Origin of the sequence: Streptomyces sp. NPDC046900 (genome assembly GCF_040644975.1) — a bacterium.
Classification (GTDB): domain Bacteria; phylum Actinomycetota; class Actinomycetes; order Streptomycetales; family Streptomycetaceae; genus Streptomyces.
Window position 1 is genome coordinate 64958 of the sequence record NZ_JBEYXD010000023.1, and the last position, 21131, is coordinate 86088.

A 21131-nucleotide genomic window follows, 5' to 3' on the forward strand; every position below is an offset into this window, starting at 1 on the left:
GCGTCGCGTTCTGCGTGCCGTGAAGCCCCGGCTCCGGGCACGGGCGGGGAGGGCCGCCGCTCAGGGCACGTTCCGCCCCGATTGACGGCCGCCGTCAACCGGTGCCCGCGTTGTCGGTGGTCCGGTGCACCATGTGGTCATGAGCGTGGACATCGACATCACCGGGCTGCGGCCGGAGAGGGTCTCCGTCGTCCCCTCGCCCCTGGCCGAGCTCAGCATGGCGCTGCACGCGCTGTCCGAGCCGGGACACCACCCGGGCCTGCAGGGCTGGGTGACAAGCGTCACCGCCGGACTCGACCCCCATCTGGCGGACCGGATGTGCGACGCCGACTTCCTGTGGCGGTCGACGTTCTCGGACCTCTTCCTGCCCTACGCGGGCGTCCCTGGCGGCGCGACGCTGCCCGGCGCGACGCTCGCCGAGGACCTCGACATTCTGGACAAGCTCAGCGACGAGCAGTTCGTGGACGCGGCCCTGGAGTTCACCTGCGCCGTCTGCTACAGCACGCGCGGGCCGAGCGTGCTCTCGGACACCGAGGTGCGCCGGCGCGCCCTGGAGCTGGCCGCCGCGCGCGGGCCCCGGCAGCTGCGGTTCAGCGAGCGGCTGCTGGCCGACCCGCCGCGGATCCGGGCCTGGCTGCGGCAGTTCCTGGAGGACTGCGACGCCGCGTTCTTCGCGGACACCTGGTCCCGGCTGCGCCATCAACTGGCGGCGGACGCCCGCCACAAGACGGACCTCCTGCGACGCAAGGGCCTTGCCGAGGCCCTCGCATCGGTGTCGCCCGTGGTGACGCTCGACGAGGAGGCGGCCCGGATCACCGTCGACAAACTCGGTGACGGCCGCACCGCCACGGTGGGCGGAGGACTGCTGCTCGTCCCGACCAGCCTGGGCCGGCCGCATCTGATGGTGCTGCACCGGTACGGCTGGCAGCCGGTGCTGCACTACCCGGTGAGCTCTCCGGAACCGGCGGCTCCGCCGTCGCTGGAGCAGCTGACGCTGCGGATGGCGGCCCTGTCCCACCCGGTGCGGATGCGCATGTGCCGCAGTCTGGCCCGCAGCGCCTTCACCACCGGGGAGCTGGCCCAGGTCCACGGGATGACGGCACCGGAGATATCCCGGCATCTGAGCGTCCTGAAGAAGGCGGGCCTGCTCGCCACCCGGCGCCGCGGCCGGTACGTCCTGCACCAGCTGGACGTGACGGCGGTGGCCCGGCTGGGCAGCGACTTCCTGGAGGGCATCCTCCGGTAGACGTGGCACCAGTGGGACCCACCGGTCCCGGGACGGTCACGGATCCGTGGACGGCCACCGGCCGATCGGACTCCCGTGGGCGATGGGCCCTCGCGGCTCCCGGCTCCCGGCTCCCGGCTCCCGGCTCCCGGCTCCCGGCCACGATCGGCCCCTCGTCCGCGACGGGCTCCCGTCCGCGACCGGACCTCGCCGGCACCCGGCTCCTGGCCGCAACGGCCTCCCGTCCCTCGGCGCACCGGCCCCGGTAGCCGGCCCCTGTCAGTCGAACCGGATGTGCTTCAGCCCCACCTTCGCCTGCCGCAGCCGGGTCCGTAGGGCGCCGCCCGTGTTGGGTGTGAGGGTCAGTCCGGCGAGCACCGCGATCCGGTCCGCCGTCTTGGGCACCGTGGAGTGGTCCGTCCACAGGTGTTCGGCGAACTCGGGCTCCCGCAGCCGCTCGAGGCAGTGGTCGAGCTGCTGGACGGCCCAGCTCTCCCTGCGCAGCGGGGCGTCCTTGCCGCCGACGTACTGCATGAGGTGGCCGAGACCGCGCTCCCGCAGCCTGCGCAGTACGGTCTCGCGGTCGGCGAGCAGCGCGAAGTGCCGTACGTCATGGTCCAGTTCGCGCAGCCTGCCGATCGTCTGCGCGAAGTAGTCCGGATCCGTGACGGTCATGGGGACGATGACATCGCCGTCGTGCTTGCTCAGCGCCAGGTCGAGGACCTCGACCACGCCCTGCCGCCAGGACGCCAAATCCTGGAAGTCCCCACGCAGATCGGGCGGCAGCATACGGCGCAGCCCGAAGCCGGCGTGTTCTGGATCGCAGATGACGCTGCCCGGCAGGCGACGCTGTATCTCGTGTGCGGTCTGTGTCTTGCCGCCCCCGAAGGGGCCGTTGATCCACAGGAGCATGCGCCGACCCTAGTGGGTGCCCTTCACCTCCGGGGAACGCGGTGGCTCAGCCGTGTCCGCCCGCCCGTACGAGACCGGTCTCGTAGGCGAGGACGACCACCTGTACGCGGTCCCGGAGGCCCAGTTTCGTCAGGATGCGGCCGACGTGGGTCTTCACGGTCGCCTCGGAGAGCACCAGTCGCGCCGCGATCTCGCCGTTCGAGAGCCCCTGGGCGACCAGCACCATGACCTCGCGCTCGCGGTCGGTGAGCCGTTCGAGCTCCTTGTGCCGTGGTTCCGTCGTGGCGCCCGGCAGCATCGGCGCGAACCGGTCCAGGAGCCGGCGGGTGGTGGACGGCGCGACCACGGCGTCGCCGCTGTGCACGGAGCGGATGGCGGCGAGCAGTTCACCGGGCGGTACGTCCTTGAGCATGAAGCCGGAGGCGCCCGCCTTCAGCCCGGAGAACGCGTACTCGTCGAGGTCGAAGGTGGTCAGGATCAGCACCTTCGGCGGGTTGGGCTCGGAGCAGATGCGGCGGGTGGTCTCCACCCCGTCCAGCTTCGGCATACGGACGTCCATGAGGACCACGTCCACCTCGGTGGAGCGCAGCACCTGAAGGGCCTCGACGCCGTCGCCCGCCTCCGCGACGACCTCCATGTCCGGCTGGGCGGCGAGCACCATCCGGAACCCGGTGCGCAGCAGCACCTGGTCGTCGACGAGCATCACGCGGATCGGCATGGGGGGTCCTCCGGTCGGCCTTCGGTCGATGGGCTGGATCGTGTGGCGGGCGGCTGGCGGTCTGGCGCGCACGTGTCAGTGAGCCGGTTTCAGCGGCAGCAGGGCGCTGATGCGGAAGCCTCCTCCGGGGCGGGGGCCCGCGTCCAGGGTGCCGCCGACCATGCCCACACGCTCGCGCATGCCGATCAGCCCATGGCCCTGGCCGTCGATGCCGCCCTCCTCGTACAGCTCGTGCGGGGCGCCCTTGCCGTCGTCCTCGACGAGCAGGCCGAGGCCGTCGTCGAAGTACACCAGGCGCACGCTCGCACCCGTGTTGGGACCCCCGTGCTTGCGCGTGTTGGTGAGCGCCTCCTGGACGATGCGGTACGCCGTGAGCTCCACGCCGCTGGGCAGCGGGCGCGGGGTCCCCTCCACCTTGAAGTCGACGGGCAGCCCCGCGCTGCGGCACTGCTCGACGAGCTCGTCGATCTGCCCGACGTCGGGCTGGGGAACGTACTCGCCGGCTTCCTTGTGCTCGCCGGTGCGCAGCACGCCGAGCAGGCGGCGCATCTCCGCGAGAGCCTGGCGGCCCGTTCCCGAGATCGTCTCCAAGGCCTTCTTCGCCTGCTCGGGGGCGGTGTCGAGGACGTAGGCGGCGCCGTCCGCCTGGACCACCATCACCGAGACGTTGTGAGCGACCACGTCGTGCAGCTCGCGGGCGATCCGCGCACGCTCGGCGGCGACGGCCACCTTGGCCTGCGCCTCGCGCTCCTTCTCCAGCCGGGCGGCGCGCTCCTCCAGCTGGGCGAGATAGGCGCGGCGGGTGCGCACGGAGTCGCCGAGGACCCAGGCGAGCGCGAACGGCACGCTCTGGAAGATGGCGATCGCCACATTGCTCAGGGGACTGGAGTGGTGCTGCGCCCAGCGCGCCTGTGCCAGGGGCCCGGCGAGCAGACCGCCGATGAGCCCGACGCGCGAGGCCCAGCCTGCGCCGTCCGCGGCGACCGTGTAGATGATCACGAGCATGGCGAAGTCGGCGACCATCGACTCCTGGTCCAGGGCCAGCTGGGCCACCCCCATGGCCGCCGCCACGATGAGCATCTTCTCGGGCATCCGGCGGCGGAGCGCGACGACCACGCACAGGACGGCCGAGATCGCGAGCCCCACCGGGAGCGACCCGTGGTAGTTCCGCGCCCCGTCGAGGTTCGTCAGGCTCACGCAGGAAAGCCCGAACAGGACCACGGCCCAGAAGCCGTCGACCCACGTGGGGTGTCTGCGGAGGAAGTCATAGAGGCCCTGCACGTAACCCAGCGTAGGGAAGCCCAGCGTGTGCGGGGTCAACCGGAGGGCCGATCCGGGGCGGACACGCGTACTCCGCAAGGTGGATGTCTTGTGATTCCGGTCGCTTAGGAGCGGCTTTGGGCGCCGGGCGCGCGGGGTGCGCTCCGGACGCGTGCCGCACGCTCCGGGCGCGCGGCATGCCTCCCGGGCTCCCGGCGCGTGCCCGGACCGCACGCTCCCCGCGCATGGCCCGTCCGCACCCCGCCTAGCCTGAACGCGTGGCAGACAGAGGCGACGGCGAGTGGCGCGGATGGCGGGCGGCGGCCGAGGAGGCGCTGTACGGGGCGGACGGGTTCTACCGGCGGCCCGAGGGACCCGCGGGGCACTTCCGTACGTCCGTGCACGCCTCACCGCTCTTCGCCGCCGCCGTGGCCCGGCTGCTGTGCCGGGTCGACGAGGCGCTGGGACGGCCCGAGGAGCTCGCCTTCGTGGACATGGCGGCCGGCCGGGGCGAGCTGGTCGCCGGCGTCCTCGACGCGCTGCCCCGCGAGGTCGCGGACCGCACTCGCGCGTGTGCCGTCGAGATCGCCGAGCGCCCCGAGGGCGTCGATTCCCGCATCGAATGGCTCGGCGAGCCCCCGGCGCGGATCGAGGGGCTGCTGTTCGCGAACGAGTGGCTGGACAACGTGCCGGTCGAGGTGGCGGAGGCCGGCGCCGACGGCGTGCCCCGGCTGGTCCTGGTACGTCAGGACGGCAGCGAGCGCCTCGGGGAGCCGGTCGCGGGGGCGGAGGCGCAGTGGCTGGAGCGCTGGTGGCCGCTGTCCGCCGAGGGGTGCCGCGCCGAGATCGGCCTCCCCAGGGACACCGCCTGGGCCGAGGCCGTCGCCACCCTGAGCCGGGGGCTCGCCGTCGCCGTCGACTACGCGCACCGCGCACAGGCCCGGCCGCCCTTCGGGACGCTCACCGGATTCCGCGCCGGCCGGGAGTGCGCGCCCGTACCCGATGGATCCTGCGACATCACCGCGCATGTGGCACTGGACGCGTGCGCCCTGCCGGGCGCACGCCTCATGACCCAGCGCGCCGCCCTGCGCGCTCTGGGTGTCAGTGGCGCACGTCCCCCGCTGGCCCTCGCGTCCACCCACCCGGCGGCCTATGTGCACGCCCTCGCACAGGCCGGAACCGCCGCGGAACTGATCGCGCCCGGAGGCCTCGGCGACTTCGGCTGGCTGCTCCAGCCGGCCGGCGTCCCGGCCGCCTGTCTCGGGGAGCTATTTGTCGATGTCCCCGACCACGAAGAACATTGAGCCGAGAATGGCCACCATGTCGGCCACCAGCGTCCCCGGCAGCAGCTCGGTCAGCACCTGGATGTTGTTGTACGAGGCGGAGCGCAGCTTGAGCCGGTACGGGGTCTTGTCGCCCTTGCTGACCAGGTAGTAGCCGTTGATGCCGAGCGGGTTCTCGGTCCAGGCGTAGGTGTGGCCCTCGGGCGCCTTGAGCACCTTCGGCAGACGCTGGTTGACCGGCCCGGGCGGCAGGTCCGCCAGCCGGTCCAGGCAGGCGTCGGCCAGGTCGAGCGCGTTGTGCGTCTGCTCCAGGAGGCACTCGAAGCGGGCCAGGCAGTCCCCCTCCTGGCGGGTGACGACCTTCAGCGTGTCCTGGAGCTCCGGATAGGCCAGGTACGGCTCGTCGCGGCGCAGGTCGAAGTCCACGCCGGAGGCTCGTGCGATCGGACCGCTCACGCCGTACGCGTGCACGGCCCGAGGCGACAGGACACCCACGCCCCGGGTGCGCCCCCGGAAGATCTCGTTGCCGAGCACCAGGTCGTCGAACCGGTCCATGCGCGAGCGCACCGCCGAGACGGCGGCACGCGCGCGTGCCGTCCAGCCCGCGGGCAGGTCCTCCTTGAGGCCGCCCACGCGGTTGAACATGTAGTGCATGCGCCCGCCGGAGATCTCCTCCATGACGCCCTGGAGTTCCTCGCGCTCCTGGAAGGCGTAGAACACCGGTGTGATGCCGCCCAGCTCCAGCGGGTACGAGCCGAGGAACATCAGATGGTTCAGGACCCGGTTCAGCTCCGCGAGGAGCGTGCGCATCCACACCGCGCGCTCGGGGACCTCCATCCCGAGCATGCGCTCGACGGCGAGGACCACGCCCAGCTCGTTCGAGAAGGCGGAGAGCCAGTCGTGGCGGTTGGCGAGGACGATGATCTGGCGGTAGTCACGCGCCTCGAACAGCTTCTCCGCGCCGCGGTGCATATAGCCGACCACCGGCTCCGCGCGCAGGATGCGCTCGCCGTCCAGCACGAGCTTCAGCCGCAGCACCCCGTGTGTGGACGGGTGCTGAGGCCCGATGTTGAGCACCATGTCGGTGCTCTCCGCGGCACCGCCGATCCCGACCATGGTCTCCGTCGTAGGAGTCATGGACACAGTCTCTCGTACGTACGCTTGCGGCATGGAAACGGGGACTGCGGGGAGGGGCGGCGAGCCCGTCTGGACGGGGCTGCCGCCGGGACTGCTGCGGATGCGGCGACTGCTGCTGGTGGTGTGGCTGGGACTGCTGACGCCGGCCGTGGGGCTGCTCCTCGGTCTGTTCGCCGGGCCCCTCTGGGCGCTGTTCGCGCTCGTGCCGCTCGCCGCGCTGTGCTGGGGCTGGGTGCTGCTGGGCCGCAACTGGCGCTCCTGGCGCTACGCCGAGCGGGCCGACGACCTGCTGATCAGCCGGGGCGTGCTGTGGCGCGAGCAGACCGTGGTGCCGTACGGGCGCATGCAGCTGGTCGAGGTCACCTCCGGGCCGGTGGAGCGCCACTTCGGGCTGGCGAGCGTGCAGCTGCACACGGCCGCCGCCGCGACGGACGCCAGCATCCCGGGTCTCGACCCGGCGGAGGCGGAACGGCTGCGGGACCGGCTGACCGAGCTGGGCGAGGCCCGATCGGCCGGGCTGTGAGCGGGACCGCGGCCGGCCCCGCCATACCCGGCGGCCGGGAGGTCGCCGAGCGGCGGCTGCACCCGGTGACCCCGCTGCGGCGCGCCTGGGCGCCGGTCACCGTGGTCGCCGGCTGGGCCGCGCACGATCCCGGCCAGACCCGGCAGCAGCTGACGAGGCTGACCGGGACCACCGTCCTCATAGGCCTCGCGACACTCGTCCTGGCCGCCGCCCTGTACGGCTTCCTGAGCTGGTGGTTCACCCACTTCGCGGTGACCGACACCGAACTGCGCATCCGCACGGGCCTGTTGTTCCGCCGCACGGCCCATATCCGGCTGGAGCGGCTGCAGGCCGTCGACGTCACACAGCCGCTGCTGGCCCGGATCGCGGGCGTCGCCAAGCTCAAGCTCGACGTCATCGGCACGGACAAGAAGGACGAACTGGCGTATCTCAGTCAAGGCGAGGCGCGTGCGCTGCGGGCCGAACTCCTCGCCCGCGCTGCCGGTTTCGCACCCGAGACGGCACACGAGGTCGGCGAGGCGCCGTCCCGGGTGCTGGTGCACGTACCACCGCGCGTGCTGGCCGTCTCCCTGGTGCTCTCCGGTGCGACCTGGGTATCGCTGTTCGTCGCGCTCGTCGTGCCTCCGGTGCTGTGGTTCGTCACCCACAGCCTGTGGACGGTGTTCGCCGTCGGGCTGCCCCTGCTCGGCACGGCGGCCACCCGGAGCGCGGGACGGTTCGCCCAGGCCTATGACTGGACGGTGAGCGAATCGCCGGACGGGCTCCGTATCGACCACGGTCTGCTCGACCGCGCCCATGAGACCGTGCCACCGGGACGGGTGCAGACCGTACGCATCGTGGAGCCGCTGCTGTGGCGGCGGCGCGGCTGGGTCGAGGTCAGACTGGACGTGGCGGGCTCCTCCAACTCGGTTCTCGTGCCGGTGACCCCGCGCCCGATCGCGGAGGCGGTGATCGCCCAGGTGCTGCCCGGGGTGACCGTGCCCGCGTCGCTGTCCCGGCCGCCGCGCCGGGCGCGCTGGTGCGTTCCGCTGTGGTGGCGGGGCCACGGGCTCGCCGTCACCGACACGGTCTTCGCCGCCCGGCACGGACTGCTGCGCCGGCATCTCGCCCTCGTACCGCATGCCAAGGTGCAGAGCGTGCGGCTGACCCAGGGGCCGTGGGAACGGTTCAGGAGGGTCGCAGACGTCCATGTGGACACCGGCGCCGGCCAGACGGTCACGGCCCGTCTGCGGGACGCCGGGGAGGCCGCGGCGCTGCTGTCCGCGCAGGCCGACCGGTCGCGCACGGGGCGCCGTGACGCCCGCCCGGACCGGTGGATGGCCTCGTAGGCGAGGGCTCGCACGACGAGGGGCGGCGGCACATGGAGTGCCGCCGCCCCTGGCGTGTGTGAGACCGGTGTCAGGAAGCCGCGGTGCGCAGCCCCTGGACGTCGATCTGCTCCGTCTCGTCGTGCGCCGTCAGATCGATGACCTGGCCGATGCCGCGGGCCTGCGGGTCCACGGCCTTGAAGCCGGACTCGGACTCCGCCTTGTGCATCGCGAGCGCCTCCTGGCCGACCACGTCCGCCAGGTCCTCGTTCTGCACGGACTCCAGCGACTCCCGCGACTTCTGCGTGCCGAAGAAGTCGAATCCGCCCTCGACGGCCGGGCGCCGCCGCGGGGCTGCCGGTACGACGGCCACGGCGGTCGGCACCGTGAAGTGGCCGGAGGCGTGCGGGGGCCTGGCAGGCTGGGGCTGCTGCGCGGTCGGGGCGGCGGCGTGCTCCGGGCCGGCGACGGCCGTGGGCTCCCCCTCGGCCTCGACCGCCTCCGCGGAACCGCCCTCCTTGGCGGCGGACTCGGGGGCTTCGGGGGCGGCGTTCGGCTTCCTGCCGCCTCCGTTGCCGGGCCCGTCCTCCGGGGGAGATGCCTTGGCGGTCGCCTTGCGGCCGGCACTCCGCGGGGCGGACTCCGGCGTCCGGCCGGGCTGGGCGTCGCCGGTGACGGCGGCCGGCTCGGCCGCTTCGCCGTCCTGCGCGGCGCCGTCCGCCTGTGCCTCGTCGTCGCCCGCCGGATCGGTGCCGGCAGCCTGCGTCTCGTCCTCTTCGGCGTCGGACCCGGAGGCGTCGGGCTCGGAAGCGCCGGACTCCTCCTGCGCCTCGGCCTTGTCCTTGATCAGACGCACCAGCGCCGAGTCGGCCCGCATGAAGAGCGAGGAGCCCTCCGGCGAGAACACCCGGGCGGCCGACGGCTCGGCGTCCTCGGCCACCGCGGCCGACGGCTCGGCGTCCTCCGCGGTCGCCACCGCGGCGGCGTCCCCGGCACCCGCGGCGACCAGGTCCTCGGCTTCGTCGGGCGTCTCCTGCTCGGCAGGGGGCTTCGGCTCCGCCGCGGGCAGCGCCTTCGCGGGGCTCGTCGTCTCGATGGCCAGCAGCCGGCGGCCCTCCAGGGCGCTGGCGCGCTCCGTCTCCGCGGTGGCGTACCGGCGCAGCAGTGAGGCGTGCTCGTTGCGCAGATTGGCCAGTTCCGTGCGCTTGGCCCGCAGCTTCTGCTCCAGCTTGGTGCGCAGCTCACGCGATTCGTCGAGGTCGGTCTCCAGTTCGGCGACCCGCTCCTCATGGCGCCACTCGTCGCTCGCCCGCGCGCGCGTGAGGTCGGCGACGCGTTTGCCCGCGGCCAGATCCCAGCGGCGCATGACGACCGAGCCCACGGCCGTCGTCGCCGCGGCACCCGCGGCCAGCCCACGGAGCACCAGCGGCTCCGTGAACAGCCAGGGCCCGACGGCGCAGACGACCGAGACACCGGCGATCACCGAAGGAGGCAGGAGCCTGTGCAAGGGCGGAGAATGGCGGTGACGTCCACGTGGCATGGCCAGAAACTTACCGCGCGTAGGGGAATGATGGTGGCCCGCGTGGTAAAAACACGGCCACTGCGAACTCTTCACGCCGTCCCACGGCCTCCGGAAAGGCATCGGCGGTCGCCGAATCCGGTAGAAAGCCAATCCCGCGCATCCCCTTCGGGCCCGGGCACGGAACGGCCGGCGACCGGCACCGCTCGCCCTACCAGGCCCGCCGGGCCTCCTTCGGCACTCTGGTCGTGCCCTCCGAATACAGGGAAGCGGCCCTGATACGGGGCAGCGGCCCTGCAAGATCATTTCTTGCCGGACGCTTATCACGATCTCCGTCCCGGCTTCCGCCGCCGGGTAAAGGAACTCGACGGCCCCCGCCCGGAAAAGCGCCCGCCCCGGGCGACATCGAAGGGCACCGCTCCCCGGCGGTACCGGTCCCCTTCGGATTGCCGCGAAATCCGGGCGGCGCGGCCGGGCCGTTCAGCTGCTACCGGTCACTGAGCCGCCCGCTCAGCCACTGCAGCGCCGCCGGGATCTCCCGCCGCCAGGTGTTGAAGTTGTGGCCGCCGCTGTCGAGGATGATCGACGAGATCCGGGTCGGCTTCCTGGCCTGCACCTGCTGTATGAACCTGACCGTGGACCTGTAGTCCTTCTCCCCGGCCTTGCTGCTGGTGACGAGCAGTGAGGTGTCGGGGGCCGGCAGGTGCTTGAGGCACCAGAACAGGTCGGCGCGGTTGCGCAGGTCGTCGTTGCCGTGGAAGAGGTCGCCCGTTGTCGGGTCGATCGGGGCCTTGTAGTACGGCGACAGCCCCGCCCCGGCGGCGTACGCGTCCGGGTGGTGCATCGCGAGCTTCAGCGCGCAGTAGCCGCCCGTGGAGTCGCCGATGACGCCCCAACTGCCGGGCCGCCTGCCCACCCTGTAGTGGGCCGCGACCGCGTCGGGGAGGTCCTTGGCGAAGAAGGTCTCGGTCTGCGGTCCCCCCGGGACGTCCACGCACTCCGTGTCCCTGGGCGGCGCCACCGTCGGCCGCATCATCACCAGGATCATCGGCTGCATCCTGCCGTTCTTGGCCAGCTCGTGCGCCGTCTGCGGGTAGTGCAGCCCCTTGATGAGCGCCTCCGCCGTACCCGGGTAACCGGTGAGCACCACCGCGGCGGGAAAGGTCCGGGTGCGGTACTGCGGCTGGAAGTACTCGGGCGGCAGGTACACGAAGGCAGACGAGGCGATACGGGTCGTACGGCCCACGATGTCCACCTGCTGGACCTCACCGCCGTCCTGCGTCCGCGCCCCGCCCGGCACGGCCACCTGCCGTGTGTCGATCACCCGGAGAGGACCACCGCTCGCCCCCGACGCGCCGTGGTCGACCACCACACCCTGCTCGTTCTCCTGCCCGAACAGATCCGCCCAGCCCGCGTAGAACCCGAAGGCCTGATTGGCGCCCAGCCCGACCGACGCGAAGACCATCAGCTGGGTGGCGAACAGCAGACCGACCCGTCCGGTGACGGCCCGCCAGTTCCGGTGCGCCAGCCGCGGCCAGTACCAGACCGTGCCGGCGAACAGCAGCACGGCGAGTACGACCGCCAGTGCCAGCACTTTGTTGCTCGTGAGACCCATGAGCCTTTCCTTGCGCGCGCTTTCCGTCCGCTCGGGTTTCGCTACGCCTTCGCGCGGGCTTGCCCGGGACTTTCCTTCGGCTTTGAACCGGCTTTGTGATGGGGAGTGAACCTCTCTCCCCAAGACACCGTCCTAGAGGGCGCAATGTCGCCGGATGCCCCGATCGGCACCGGACTCAAGGTCTCTCGCAGAACTACGGGATGCGATGTCTGTCAGGATAGATGGGGAAAAGTCGGGTGAGGTTCCGAAGCGGTCCCTGGTGCGGCGCATAGTGCGCGGCCCTCGCCCGGAAGCCGTTCCCGCGCTGATCGCCAGGGCCTGCGCACTCGTGGGAGTCCTGGACGTCGCCGCGGGCGTCTTCCCGCGCTTCCGGCACAGCCGCATGCACCGCATGGCCGAGGTCCTGCCGGGCTCGCTCGGTCCCTTCGCGGCTGCCCTGTCGCTGAGCGCCGGAGTCCTCCTGCTGCTCCTCGCACACGGACTGCGGCGCCGCAAACGCCGCGCCTGGCGTGCGGCCGTGGGGCTCCTTCCGGCGGGTGCCGTGGCCGAGTACGTCTATCGCCACTCGGTCATCGGCGTGGTCATCTCGCTGTTGCTGCTGCTGCCGCTGGTGCGCCACCGGGACGAGTTCGCGGCGCTGCCCGACCCGCGCAGCCGCTGGCGGGCGCTCGCCAACTTCGTCCTCATGGGCGCCGGTTCCCTGAGCCTCGGCCTGATCATCGTCAGCGCCCACCCGCACCGCATGGTGGGCAACCCCAGCCTGGCCGACCGCATCGAGCACGTCCTGTACGGCATGTTCGGCTTCGAGGGCCCGGTCGACTACACCGGCAACACCTCCTGGACGGTGGGCTTCTCGCTCGGCGCGCTGGGACTGCTGACCGCGGTCACCACGATCTACCTGGCCTTCCGTCCCGAGCATCCGGCCGCCCGGCTCACCGAGGAGGACGAGGTACAGCTGCGCGCCCTGCTCGAGAAGCACGGCGGACGCGACTCGCTCGGCCACTTCGCGCTCCGCCGCGACAAGGCGGTCGTCTTCTCGCCGAGCGGCAAGGCGGCGGTGACCTACCGGGTCGTGTCGGGCGTGATGCTGGCCAGCGGCGACCCGATCGGCGACGTGGAGGCCTGGCCCGGCGCCATCGAGCGCTTCATGGACGAGGCCAAGGCCCACTCCTGGACCCCGGCCGTCATGGGCTGCTCGGAGACGGGCGGCGAGGTGTGGACCCGCGAGACCGGCCTGGACGCCCTCGAACTGGGTGACGAGGCGGTGGTGGACGTCGCGGATTTCTCCCTCTCCGGCCGCGCGATGCGCAACGTGCGCCAGATGGTGAAGCGCATCGAGCGCGCCGGTTACGAAACCCGGGTACGGCGCATCCGTGACCTCGGCGAGGGTGAACTGGAGCGCATACGGCGGGCCGCCGAGGACTGGCGCGGCACGGACACCGAGCGCGGCTTCTCGATGGCGCTCGGCCGCATCGGCGACCCGTCCGACGGCGACTGCCTGATCGCCACGGCCCACAAGGCCGACGCGGAGGCGGGCCCGCACGGTGATCTGAAGGCCGTCCTGCACTTCGTCCCGTGGGGCACGGACGGGGTCTCCCTGGACCTGATGCGCCGCGACCGCTCGGCGGACCCGGGCATGAACGAACTGCTGATCGTGGCCGCGCTCCACGCCGCCCCCAAGCTGGGCATCGCCCGTGTCTCCCTGAACTTCGCGATGTTCCGCTCGGCACTGGCCCGCGGCGAGAAGATCGGCGCGGGTCCGGTGCTGCGGGCGTGGCGGGGGCTGCTGGTCTTCCTCTCCCGCTGGTTCCAGATCGAGTCCCTGTACAAGTTCAACGCCAAGTTCCAGCCCCGCTGGGAGCCGCGCTTCGTGGTGTACGCCTCCTCCGGCGACCTGCCCCGCATCGGCCTCGCGGCCATGCAGGCGGAGGGCTTCGTGAACCTGGCCCTGCCCCGCCTGCTGCGCCGTACGGCCCCGGCTCCGCGCCCCTGCGCCCACCACGTCGCCGAACACGGAGTCGGCGCCACAAGCCGCGCCTGACAGAACCACACCGACCGGGCACCGCAATCAGCGACGGCCCGAACAGGGCAGAGGTGCCGCCAGCGCCTGACGGAACCCGCCCACCGACCGGCCCCGTCCGGGTCCGGCCTCCCAGCCGGACTGGGCAAGCCGCCACCGCAGGCGGCGCCCGACCGAACCAGGCAGAAGCCGTCACCGCGAGCCGCGCCTTGCCGAAGCGGGCCGAGCCGGCGCCACGAGCAACACCCGGCCCAACCGGGCCACGAGTGGCGGCCCCCATCTCGCTCAAGCCTCCAGCCGAGCCGGGTAAAGCCGGCCGCCACAAGCGGCACCTGACCGAACCAGGCAGAAACCGCCACCGCTGCCCGCGCCTGACCGAATCAGGCGGAGCCGCCACCGCAGCCGGACCTGACCGAACCGGGCCGAACCGACCCCGCGAGCAACACCCGGCCGAACCGAGCAAAGGCACCGCCGCCGGCGGGCCCGGCCCCACCGCACCGAGTCGCCTCCGCAAGCCGCGCCTGACGGAACCCGCCCACCGACCGGCCCCGTCCCGGTCCGGCCCGTCCGGTGTCCAAGGCCGACCAGCCCGAGCCGAGTCCTCAACCCCCAGGCCCGAGTCCCCCGCTCGGGCCGCGACATCTCGACCCCGGCCCGCCCCGCCAGGCCCTCCGTCCGACGGACCCGCCCGTGCTTGCCCGCCGGTCCGCGGGGCCCGTGACCGGTCGGTGAGCCGAGCGGGAGGCCCCGGGGGCCTACGCTGAACGTATGAGCACGAAGACCGGGCGGGGCCACGTGGCGGGCCTTCCGACATGGGACCGCTGCGCGGTCATGGGGGTCGTCAACGTCACCCCCGACTCCTTCTCCGACGGCGGACGCTGGTTCGACACCACCGCCGCCGTCAAGCGCGGCCTCGACCTGGTCACCGAGGGAGCAGACCTCATAGACGTAGGCGGCGAGTCCACCCGCCCGGGCGCCACCCGCGTCGACGAGGCCGAGGAGCTCAGGCGCGTCATCCCCGTCGTCCGCGGACTCGCCTCCGAGGGCGTCACGGTCTCCGTCGACACCATGCGCGCCTCGGTCGCCGAAAAGGCCCTCGCCGCCGGTGCCGCACTCGTCAACGACGTCAGCGGCGGCCTCGCCGACCCCGCCATGATCGAGGTCGTCGCCGCCGCCGGCGCCCCCTTCGTGGTCATGCACTGGCGCGGCTTCCTGGAGGGCGGCAACGTCAGGGGCGTCTACGAGGACGTGGTCGCCGAAGTCGTCGACGAGCTGCACGCGCGCGTGGAGGCAGTCCTGGAGGGCGGCATCGCCCCCGACCGGATCGTCGTCGACCCCGGCCTCGGCTTCTCCAAGGACGCCGGGCACGACCTGACCCTGATCGCCCACCTGGACCGTCTGCACGGCCTCGGCCACCCCCTGCTGGTGGCCGCCTCCCGCAAGCGCTTCCTCGGCCGGGTACTGGCCGGCCCCGAAGGCGCCCCGCCACCTGCGCGCGAGCGTGACGCCGCCACGGCCGCGGTCTCCGCGCTCGCCGCACACGCCGGCGCATGGGCCGTGCGCGTGCACGAGGTGCGCGCGACGGCGGACGCCGTGCGCGTCGCACGCGCCATCGAAGGAGCCCGGTGAGCACAGCCCACACGGATATCGAGCAGGTCGAGCAGGCCAACACCGCCTTCTACGAGGCGATGGAGCGAGGCGACTTCGAAGAGGTGTCCTCGCTCTGGCTCTCGCCCTCCGACCTGGGAGTCGACGAGGCGTACCACGATCCGGCGGACACCGGAGTGATCTCCTGCGTGCACCCCGGCTGGCCGGTTCTGACCGGTCGCGGCGAGGTCCTGAGGTCGTACGCGCTGATCATGGCGAACACCGACTACATCCAGTTCTTCCTCACGGACGTCCATGTCTCCGTCACCGGCGACACCGCCCTGGTGACCTGCACCGAGAACATCCTCAGCGGAGGCCCGGCCCCGGAGGACGGCGACGAGCTCGGACCGCTCGTCGGCCAGCTGGTCGTCGCGACCAATGTGTTCCACCGCACACCCGACGGCTGGAAACTCTGGTCGCACCACGCCTCGCCCGTCCTGACCGAATCCGCCGAGGAAGATGAGGACGAGTCCCCTTCCTGAGGGGGTGGCTGCCACGCCGGAGTGGGTAGGCGGCAGATAGTGGCGGGAATCACCTACTCCTGGGTATTCGTGGCTACCAACCCGTAAGCCACCGCGTTCCCCAGGGGAAACACCGGATGAACCCTCCTCCCAGTCGCCGGGGCGCGCGCTCCGGGAGCCGGAGCTGACAGTGTCCGCAGGTAGATTCCTTCCAGGCCGGTGTTCCGACCCCACCCGGTGAGCACCTGCCGCTACCGACGATTGCAGGAGTGATTCGCGTGGATCGTGTCGCGCTGCGCGGCCTGAAGGCCCGCGGGCACCACGGCGTCTTCCCCAAGGAACGCGAGGAGGGCCAGACCTTCATCGTGGACCTCGTCCTCGGCCTGGACGCCCGGCCGGCAGCGGCCGACGACGACCTGACCAAGACCGTGCACTACGGCGTCGTGGCGGAAGAGGTCGTCGCCCTGGTCGAGGGAGAGCCCGTCGACCTGATCGAGACGCTGGCCGAGCGCATCGCCTTCTCCTGCCTCAAGCACGCCCCGGTACTGGAGGTCGAGGTCTGCGTCCACAAACCGGACGCACCGATCGCGGTCCCCTTCGACGACGTGACCGTGACCATCACCAGGAGCCGAGTATGACCGCGTTCTTCACCTGGGGTCAGAGCGACCCGACCGTCCAGCCGGTACCCGCCTCCGTGGTGCAGCGCGTGGACGCCGCCGACACCACCCTGCAGAACCCCAAGCGCGCCGTGATCTCGCTGGGGTCCAACCTGGGCAACCGCTTGGAGACCCTCCAAGGCGCCATCGACGCCCTCGAGGACACCCCGGGCGTCCGCGTCAAGGCGGTCTCGCCGGTGTACGAGACGGAGCCGTGGGGCGTGGCGCCGGGCAGCCAGCCGGCGTACTTCAACGCGGTGGTCGTCGTGAAGACAACCCTGCCGCCCTCCTCTCTCCTCGAGCGCGCACACGCCGTGGAGGAGGCGTTCCACCGGGTCCGCGACGAGCGCTGGGGCGCACGGACCCTGGACGTGGACATCATCGCGTATGCGGAGCACGTCTCCGACGACCCGGTGCTGACGCTCCCCCACCCGCGCGCCCACGAGCGGGCGTTCGTCCTCGCCCCCTGGCACGACCTCGACCCCGGGGCGCAGCTGCCCGGCCGCGGTCCGGTGGCCGACCTGCTCGCCTTCGTCACCCGCGAGAGCGTCATCCCCCGCGCCGACCTGGAACTCCGGCTGCCCGAGTAGTCGTTAAGGTCTACCGGGCGGGGATTTCTCTCCGCGCCCCGACCGAGTACGGCATAGTGCCGGGCTGACGAAGGGACATCGTGAGAGAGCTGCGCATCAGGACGCTGGCAGCGGTGTTCGTGGTGGCCGGAGTGCTGTCCTGGGCGGCCGCCCGCCTGTGGAACGCGGTGGGAACGCTGCCCCGGGTCCCCCTGGCCGCGCCGATCGTCCTCGCCCTGATCGCCGTGGTCCTGCTGGCCACGGCGCTTTCGCTCCGCAGCCGCCTCAAGGCCCAGCGGGAGCGCCGCCCGGGAGCCAAGGGCGTCGAGCCGCTGATGGCGGCCCGGGCCGTCGTCTTCGGTCAGGCGAGCGCCCTCGTGGCGTCCCTGGTCGCCGGCATGTACGGCGGTACGGGCGTCTTCCTGCTGGAGTCCCTCGACCTCCCCACCCGCCGCGACCAGGCCATCTACGCCGGCTTCTCGGTCGTGGCCGGAATCGCCGTCATAGCGGCGGCCTTCTTCCTCGAACGGGTCTGCAAACTCCCGGAGGACGACGAACACGACGGAGGAACGGCGTCGGTCACCTGAGCCGCGGCGCGACGGCGACGGTCAGCGCGCCATGATGAGGCTCATCGCCTCGTTCCGGGTCGCCGCATCGCGGAGTTGACCGCGTACGGCCGAAGTGATCGTCTTCGCACCGGGCTTGCGGATGCCGCGCATCGACATGCACATGTGCTCGCACTCGACCACGACGATCACACCGCGCGGCTCGAGTATCTCCATCAGGGAGTCGGCGATCTGCGTCGTCAGCCGCTCCTGCACCTGGGGCCGGCGCGCGAACACGTCCACGAGCCGGGCCAGCTTGGACAGACCCGTGATCTTGCCGCTGGTGGCCGGGATGTACCCGACATGCGCGACGCCCCTGAACGGTACGAGATGGTGCTCACACGTGGAGAACACCTCGATGTCCTTCACGAGCACCATCTCGTCGTGACCGAGGTCGAACGTCGTCGTCAGGACGTCCTCGGGCTTCTGCCACAGTCCCGCGAATATCTCCCGGTACGCCCGGGCCACCCTGCCCGGCGTCTCCCGCAGTCCTTCTCGGTCCGGGTCCTCCCCGACCGAGATGAGCAATTCGCGGACGGCGTTCTCCGCGCGCTTCTCGTCGAACTCACCGATCGTGCCTTCGCCGTCCAGCGTCACCGGGTCGGTCATGTGGTGCCTCGTTCCTGCGACTGTGACGCGCACGGATCACGCGTCTCATGTGCGACCTTGGGGAAATGCCGCGCCCCCCAGGCTAGAACCCTGGGGGGCGCGGCTGAAATTCCGGGCCTGTGAGCCCGTCGGAGGGCTGTGGGTCAGCTCTCTCGGCGGTCCTCCGGGGCCTTCTCCGTGGAGAGCGGCTCCGACGCGGTGATCGCCGGGGTGGCGCCGTTGGCCCCGTTCGTCAGTGCGAGCTCCCTCGGGGAGAGCACCGGCGGGCGGGTGGACGGCGTGCGGCGCGAGGAACCCGTCCAGGCAGGCCGCGGCGGGCGCTTGACGATCGGGGCGAAGATCTCGGCGATCTCCTCCTTGCCCAGCGTCTCCTTCTCCAGCAGGGCGAGGACGAGGTTGTCGAGGACGTCGCGGTTCTCGACCAGGATCTCCCAGGCCTCGTTGTGCGCGTTCTCGATGAGCTTCTTGACTTCCTCGTCCACCAGCGCGGCGACCTCTTCCGAGTAGTCGCGCTGGTGAGCCATCTCACGTCCCAGGAACGGCTCGGTGTTGTCGCCACCGAACTTGATCGCGCCGAGACGCTCGGTCATGCCGTACTGAGTGACCATCGAGCGGGCCGTGGACGTGGCCTTCTCGATGTCGTTCGCGGCACCGGTGGTGGGGTCGTGGAAGACGAGCTCCTCGGCCGCGCGGCCGCCCAGCATGTAGGCCAGCTGGTCCAGCATCTCGTTGCGGGTCGTGGAGTACTTGTCCTCGTCCGGGAGCACCATCGTGTAGCCGAGCGCACGGCCCCGGGACAGGATCGTGATCTTGTGGACCGGGTCGGAGTTCGGCGAGGCCGCCGCGACCAGGGCGTGGCCGCCCTCGTGGTACGCGGTGATCTTCTTCTCCTTGTCCGACATGATCCGGGTCCGCTTCTGCGGGCCCGCGACCACGCGGTCGATCGCCTCGTCCAGCATCTGATTGTCGATCAGCTTGCGGTCGCTGCGGGCCGTCAGCAGCGCCGCCTCGTTCAGCACGTTCGACAGGTCCGCGCCGGTGAAGCCCGGGGTGCGGCGGGAGACGGCCGACAGGTCGACGTCCGGAGCGACCGGCTTGCCCTTCTGGTGGACCTTGAGGATCTCCAGCCGGCCCTGCATGTCCGGGCGGTCGACGGCGATCTGCCGGTCGAAGCGGCCGGGGCGCAGCAGCGCCGGGTCGAGGATGTCGGGGCGGTTCGTGGCGGCGATGAGGATCACGCCGCCCTTCACGTCGAAGCCGTCCATCTCGACGAGCAGCTGGTTCAGGGTCTGCTCGCGCTCGTCGTGACCGCCGCCGAGGCCGGCGCCGCGGTGGCGGCCGACCGCGTCGATCTCGTCGACGAAGACGATCGCCGGGGCGTTCGCCTTGGCCTGCTCGAACAGGTCACGGACCCGGGAGGCACCGACACCGACGAACATCTCGACGAAGTCGGAACCCGAGATCGAGTAGAAGGGGACACCCGCCTCACCGGCCACGGCACGTGCGAGCAGCGTCTTACCGGTACCGGGAGGCCCGTACAGGAGCACACCCTTGGGGATCTTGGCGCCGACGGCCTGGAACTTGGCCGGCTCCTGGAGGAACTCCTTGATCTCCTGGAGCTCCTCGACGGCCTCGTCCGCGCCCGCGACGTCCGCGAAGGTCGTCTTCGGGGTGTCCTTGGTGATGAGCTTCGCCTTGGACTTCCCGAAGTTCATGACCCGGGAGCCGCCGCCCTGCATCTGGTTCATCAGGAACAGGAAGACGACCACGATGAGGACGAAGGGCAGCAGGGAGAGCAGGATCCCGACGAAGGGGTTCTGCTTGGACGGAGCGACCGTGTAGCCGTCCGGGATCTGCTTGTGCTCGTACTTGTCCTGCAGGGAGTTGGCCAGGTTCACGCCCTGGTCGCCGATGTAGCTCGACTGGATCTTGGAGCTGCCATCGACTTTCACGCCGTCCTTGAGCGAGACCTTGATGATCTGCTCGTCGCCGGTGGTCAGCTTGGCCGACTGGACCTTGTTCTGATTGATCGCCGCCACAACTTGGCCGGTGTCCACCGTCTTGTAGCCGCCAGAGGAGCCGACGACTTGCATCAACACGACCACGGCAAGGACGGCCAGCACGATCCACATGACCGGCCCACGGAAGTATCGCTTCACGTCCATCCATACGGAGCGGTGCCGCCCCGTCCCTCCTGCCATAGTGAGTTTGATAAAGACAGTTCTTCTGACGGTACCCCAGGATTGTCACCCGAAGCCGCAGGGGACCTCTGGCATACCGTCCACGCATGCTCCAACGGCGAGAGAGCCGCTGGGGTTCCCGAACGTCCCCGAACGACCGCGACCCGGGGGTCGCGGTCACCGCGAGGAGGCCGGGCCCCGGAAGCTCAGCCGCCGTATACGTGGGGCGCGAGCGTACCGACGAATGGAAGATTGCGGTACTTCTCGGCGTAGTCGAGTCCGTATCCCACGACGAATTCGTTCGGGATGTCGAATCCGACCCACTCGACTTCGATGGCGACCTTGGCGGCATCCGGCTTGCGCAGCAGCGTGCACACCTTGAGGGAGGCGGGCTCGCGCGAGCCGAGGTTGGAGATCAGCCAGGACAAGGTCAGACCGGAGTCGATGATGTCCTCGACGATCAGGACATGCCTGCCCTTGATGTCGGTGTCGAGGTCCTTGAGGATCCGTACGACGCCGGAGGACTGGGTGCCCGCGCCGTAGGAGGACACCGCCATCCAGTCCATGGTGAGGGGGGTGGACAGCGCCCGGGCGAGGTCGGCCATGACCATCACCGCGCCCTTGAGGACACCGACGATCAGCAGGTCCTTGCCCGCGTACTCCGCGTCGATCTTCGCGGCCAGCTCGGCCAGCTTCGCGTCGATCTCTTCCTTGGTGATGAGCACCTGCTGGAGGTCGGCACCCATGTCTTTCGCGTCCACCCGCATCACTTTCGGTCGTCCCGCACTTGTCGCCAGCCCGCCTCCGGGGTGCGGCTGCCGCCGTCGGCGGCCGGCCGTTACCGGGCGTCCGCGCCGCGGCAGCAGCCTGTCGGCTGCGGCCCGC

The 21131-nt window shown here is 71.3% G+C and carries 19 protein-coding genes; 10 read left to right on the plus strand and 9 right to left on the minus strand.

The genetic code is table 11. The annotated features are described in order from the left end of the window. The first annotated feature begins 139 nt into the window (after positions 1-139). Positions 140-1246: a DUF5937 family protein gene (locus ABZ904_RS22995; RefSeq protein ID WP_359394759.1), complete on the plus strand. Its 1107-nt coding sequence runs from the start codon at positions 140-142 to the stop codon at positions 1244-1246. Between the two features lie 258 nt (positions 1247-1504). Here the strand turns inward: ABZ904_RS22995 and ABZ904_RS23000 are convergent, their stop codons facing one another. The 3 genes from ABZ904_RS23000 to ABZ904_RS23010 form a co-directional block, all read right to left on the minus strand. Beyond that, positions 1505-2137 (minus strand): AAA family ATPase, encoded by a 633-nt coding sequence (locus tag ABZ904_RS23000; protein ID WP_360997204.1) that lies wholly within the window; start codon positions 2135-2137, stop codon positions 1505-1507. Positions 2138-2183: 46 nt separating this feature from the next. Beyond that, a complete protein-coding gene (locus ABZ904_RS23005; RefSeq protein WP_359394753.1) occupies positions 2184-2855 on the minus strand; it encodes a response regulator transcription factor in 672 nt (223 codons plus the stop codon). Positions 2856-2930: 75 nt separating this feature from the next. Further along, positions 2931-4136, minus strand: a complete 1206-nt coding sequence (locus ABZ904_RS23010; protein ID WP_360997201.1) for a sensor histidine kinase — start codon at positions 4134-4136, stop codon at positions 2931-2933. A gap of 257 nt (positions 4137-4393) precedes the next feature. Here ABZ904_RS23010 and ABZ904_RS23015 point away from each other — a divergent pair, with 257 nt between their 5' ends. Then, entirely contained in the window at positions 4394-5419 is a 1026-nt protein-coding gene (locus ABZ904_RS23015; RefSeq protein ID WP_360997199.1) for an SAM-dependent methyltransferase, read from the plus strand. Here the strand turns inward: ABZ904_RS23015 and ABZ904_RS23020 are convergent. Then, positions 5384-6535: an NADH-quinone oxidoreductase subunit D gene (locus tag ABZ904_RS23020; protein WP_359394746.1), complete on the minus strand. Its 1152-nt coding sequence runs from the start codon at positions 6533-6535 to the stop codon at positions 5384-5386. The genes ABZ904_RS23015 and ABZ904_RS23020 overlap by 36 nt on opposite strands. A 31-nt stretch (positions 6536-6566) precedes the next feature. On the opposite strand from ABZ904_RS23020, the gene ABZ904_RS23025 reads away from it, so the two are divergent. Both ABZ904_RS23025 and ABZ904_RS23030 read left to right on the plus strand, forming a co-directional pair. Continuing rightward, positions 6567-7058 carry a PH domain-containing protein gene (locus tag ABZ904_RS23025; RefSeq protein ID WP_360997196.1) on the plus strand — a complete coding sequence of 164 codons (492 nt, stop codon included), beginning with the start codon at positions 6567-6569 and terminating at the stop codon, positions 7056-7058. After that, positions 7055-8386 (plus strand): PH domain-containing protein, encoded by a 1332-nt coding sequence (locus ABZ904_RS23030; protein WP_359394742.1) that lies wholly within the window; start codon positions 7055-7057, stop codon positions 8384-8386. Before ABZ904_RS23025 ends, ABZ904_RS23030 begins: the two co-directional genes overlap by 4 nt. Before the next feature lie 70 nt (positions 8387-8456). On the opposite strand, the gene ABZ904_RS23035 is transcribed toward ABZ904_RS23030, so the two are convergent. Together ABZ904_RS23035 and ABZ904_RS23040 are read right to left on the minus strand one after the other, a co-directional pair. Further along, a complete protein-coding gene (locus tag ABZ904_RS23035; RefSeq protein WP_360997194.1) occupies positions 8457-9905 on the minus strand; it encodes a hypothetical protein in 1449 nt (482 codons plus the stop codon). 466 nt (positions 9906-10371) lie between these two features. Continuing rightward, positions 10372-11499: an alpha/beta hydrolase-fold protein gene (locus tag ABZ904_RS23040; protein WP_360997192.1), complete on the minus strand. Its 1128-nt coding sequence runs from the start codon at positions 11497-11499 to the stop codon at positions 10372-10374. A gap of 205 nt (positions 11500-11704) precedes the next feature. Here ABZ904_RS23040 and ABZ904_RS23045 point away from each other — a divergent pair, with 205 nt between their 5' ends. The 6 genes from ABZ904_RS23045 to ABZ904_RS23070 all read left to right on the plus strand — a co-directional run bounded on the left by ABZ904_RS23045 (position 11705) and on the right by ABZ904_RS23070 (position 17439). Further along, positions 11705-13540, plus strand: a complete 1836-nt coding sequence (locus tag ABZ904_RS23045; RefSeq protein WP_360997190.1) for a phosphatidylglycerol lysyltransferase domain-containing protein — start codon at positions 11705-11707, stop codon at positions 13538-13540. A gap of 747 nt (positions 13541-14287) precedes the next feature. After that, positions 14288-15148: a dihydropteroate synthase gene (gene folP / locus ABZ904_RS23050; RefSeq protein WP_359394734.1), complete on the plus strand. Its 861-nt coding sequence runs from the start codon at positions 14288-14290 to the stop codon at positions 15146-15148. Then, positions 15145-15648 carry a nuclear transport factor 2 family protein gene (locus tag ABZ904_RS23055; protein WP_360997188.1) on the plus strand — a complete coding sequence of 168 codons (504 nt, stop codon included), beginning with the start codon at positions 15145-15147 and terminating at the stop codon, positions 15646-15648. Before folP ends, ABZ904_RS23055 begins: the two co-directional genes overlap by 4 nt. A 257-nt stretch (positions 15649-15905) precedes the next feature. After that, positions 15906-16265: a dihydroneopterin aldolase gene (gene folB, locus ABZ904_RS23060; protein WP_359394730.1), complete on the plus strand. Its 360-nt coding sequence runs from the start codon at positions 15906-15908 to the stop codon at positions 16263-16265. After that, positions 16262-16873 carry a 2-amino-4-hydroxy-6-hydroxymethyldihydropteridine diphosphokinase gene (gene folK / locus ABZ904_RS23065; protein WP_359394728.1) on the plus strand — a complete coding sequence of 204 codons (612 nt, stop codon included), beginning with the start codon at positions 16262-16264 and terminating at the stop codon, positions 16871-16873. Before folB ends, folK begins: the two co-directional genes overlap by 4 nt. Before the next feature lie 80 nt (positions 16874-16953). Then, a complete protein-coding gene (locus tag ABZ904_RS23070; RefSeq protein WP_359394726.1) occupies positions 16954-17439 on the plus strand; it encodes a DUF3180 domain-containing protein in 486 nt (161 codons plus the stop codon). Between the two features lie 21 nt (positions 17440-17460). On the opposite strand, the gene folE is transcribed toward ABZ904_RS23070, so the two are convergent. The 3 genes from folE to hpt form a co-directional block, all read right to left on the minus strand. Beyond that, positions 17461-18066: a GTP cyclohydrolase I FolE gene (folE, locus tag ABZ904_RS23075; RefSeq protein ID WP_359394724.1), complete on the minus strand. Its 606-nt coding sequence runs from the start codon at positions 18064-18066 to the stop codon at positions 17461-17463. A 143-nt stretch (positions 18067-18209) separates the two neighbouring features. Beyond that, the gene (ftsH, locus tag ABZ904_RS23080) at positions 18210-20231 is read right to left on the minus strand and encodes an ATP-dependent zinc metalloprotease FtsH (RefSeq protein WP_359394891.1); all 2022 of its coding nucleotides are present in this window, start codon (positions 20229-20231) and stop codon (positions 18210-18212) included. A 221-nt stretch (positions 20232-20452) separates the two neighbouring features. Next, positions 20453-21013: a hypoxanthine phosphoribosyltransferase gene (gene hpt, locus ABZ904_RS23085; RefSeq protein ID WP_359394722.1), complete on the minus strand. Its 561-nt coding sequence runs from the start codon at positions 21011-21013 to the stop codon at positions 20453-20455. Positions 21014-21131 lie beyond the last annotated feature (118 nt).

Excerpts from the sequence above, each read along its gene's own strand:
- ABZ904_RS23005 (WP_359394753.1), bottom strand. The coding sequence starts at position 2,855 with ATGCCGATCCGCGTGATGCTCGTCGACGACCAGGTGCTGCTGCGCACC.
- folE (WP_359394724.1), bottom strand. The coding sequence starts at position 18,066 with ATGACCGACCCGGTGACGCTGGACGGCGAAGGCACGATCGGTGAGTTC.
- ABZ904_RS23020 (WP_359394746.1), bottom strand. The coding sequence starts at position 6,535 with ATGACTCCTACGACGGAGACCATGGTCGGGATCGGCGGTGCCGCGGAG.
- ABZ904_RS23040 (WP_360997192.1), bottom strand. The coding sequence starts at position 11,499 with ATGGGTCTCACGAGCAACAAAGTGCTGGCACTGGCGGTCGTACTCGCC.
- ftsH (WP_359394891.1), bottom strand. The coding sequence starts at position 20,231 with ATGGACGTGAAGCGATACTTCCGTGGGCCGGTCATGTGGATCGTGCTG.
- ABZ904_RS23045 (WP_360997190.1), top strand. The coding sequence starts at position 11,705 with ATGTCTGTCAGGATAGATGGGGAAAAGTCGGGTGAGGTTCCGAAGCGG.
- hpt (WP_359394722.1), bottom strand. The coding sequence starts at position 21,013 with ATGCGGGTGGACGCGAAAGACATGGGTGCCGACCTCCAGCAGGTGCTC.
- ABZ904_RS23000 (WP_360997204.1), bottom strand. The coding sequence starts at position 2,137 with ATGCTCCTGTGGATCAACGGCCCCTTCGGGGGCGGCAAGACACAGACC.
- folK (WP_359394728.1), top strand. The coding sequence starts at position 16,262 with ATGACCGCGTTCTTCACCTGGGGTCAGAGCGACCCGACCGTCCAGCCG.
- ABZ904_RS22995 (WP_359394759.1), top strand. The coding sequence starts at position 140 with ATGAGCGTGGACATCGACATCACCGGGCTGCGGCCGGAGAGGGTCTCC.
- ABZ904_RS23035 (WP_360997194.1), bottom strand. The coding sequence starts at position 9,905 with ATGCCACGTGGACGTCACCGCCATTCTCCGCCCTTGCACAGGCTCCTG.
- ABZ904_RS23025 (WP_360997196.1), top strand. The coding sequence starts at position 6,567 with ATGGAAACGGGGACTGCGGGGAGGGGCGGCGAGCCCGTCTGGACGGGG.
- folP (WP_359394734.1), top strand. The coding sequence starts at position 14,288 with ATGAGCACGAAGACCGGGCGGGGCCACGTGGCGGGCCTTCCGACATGG.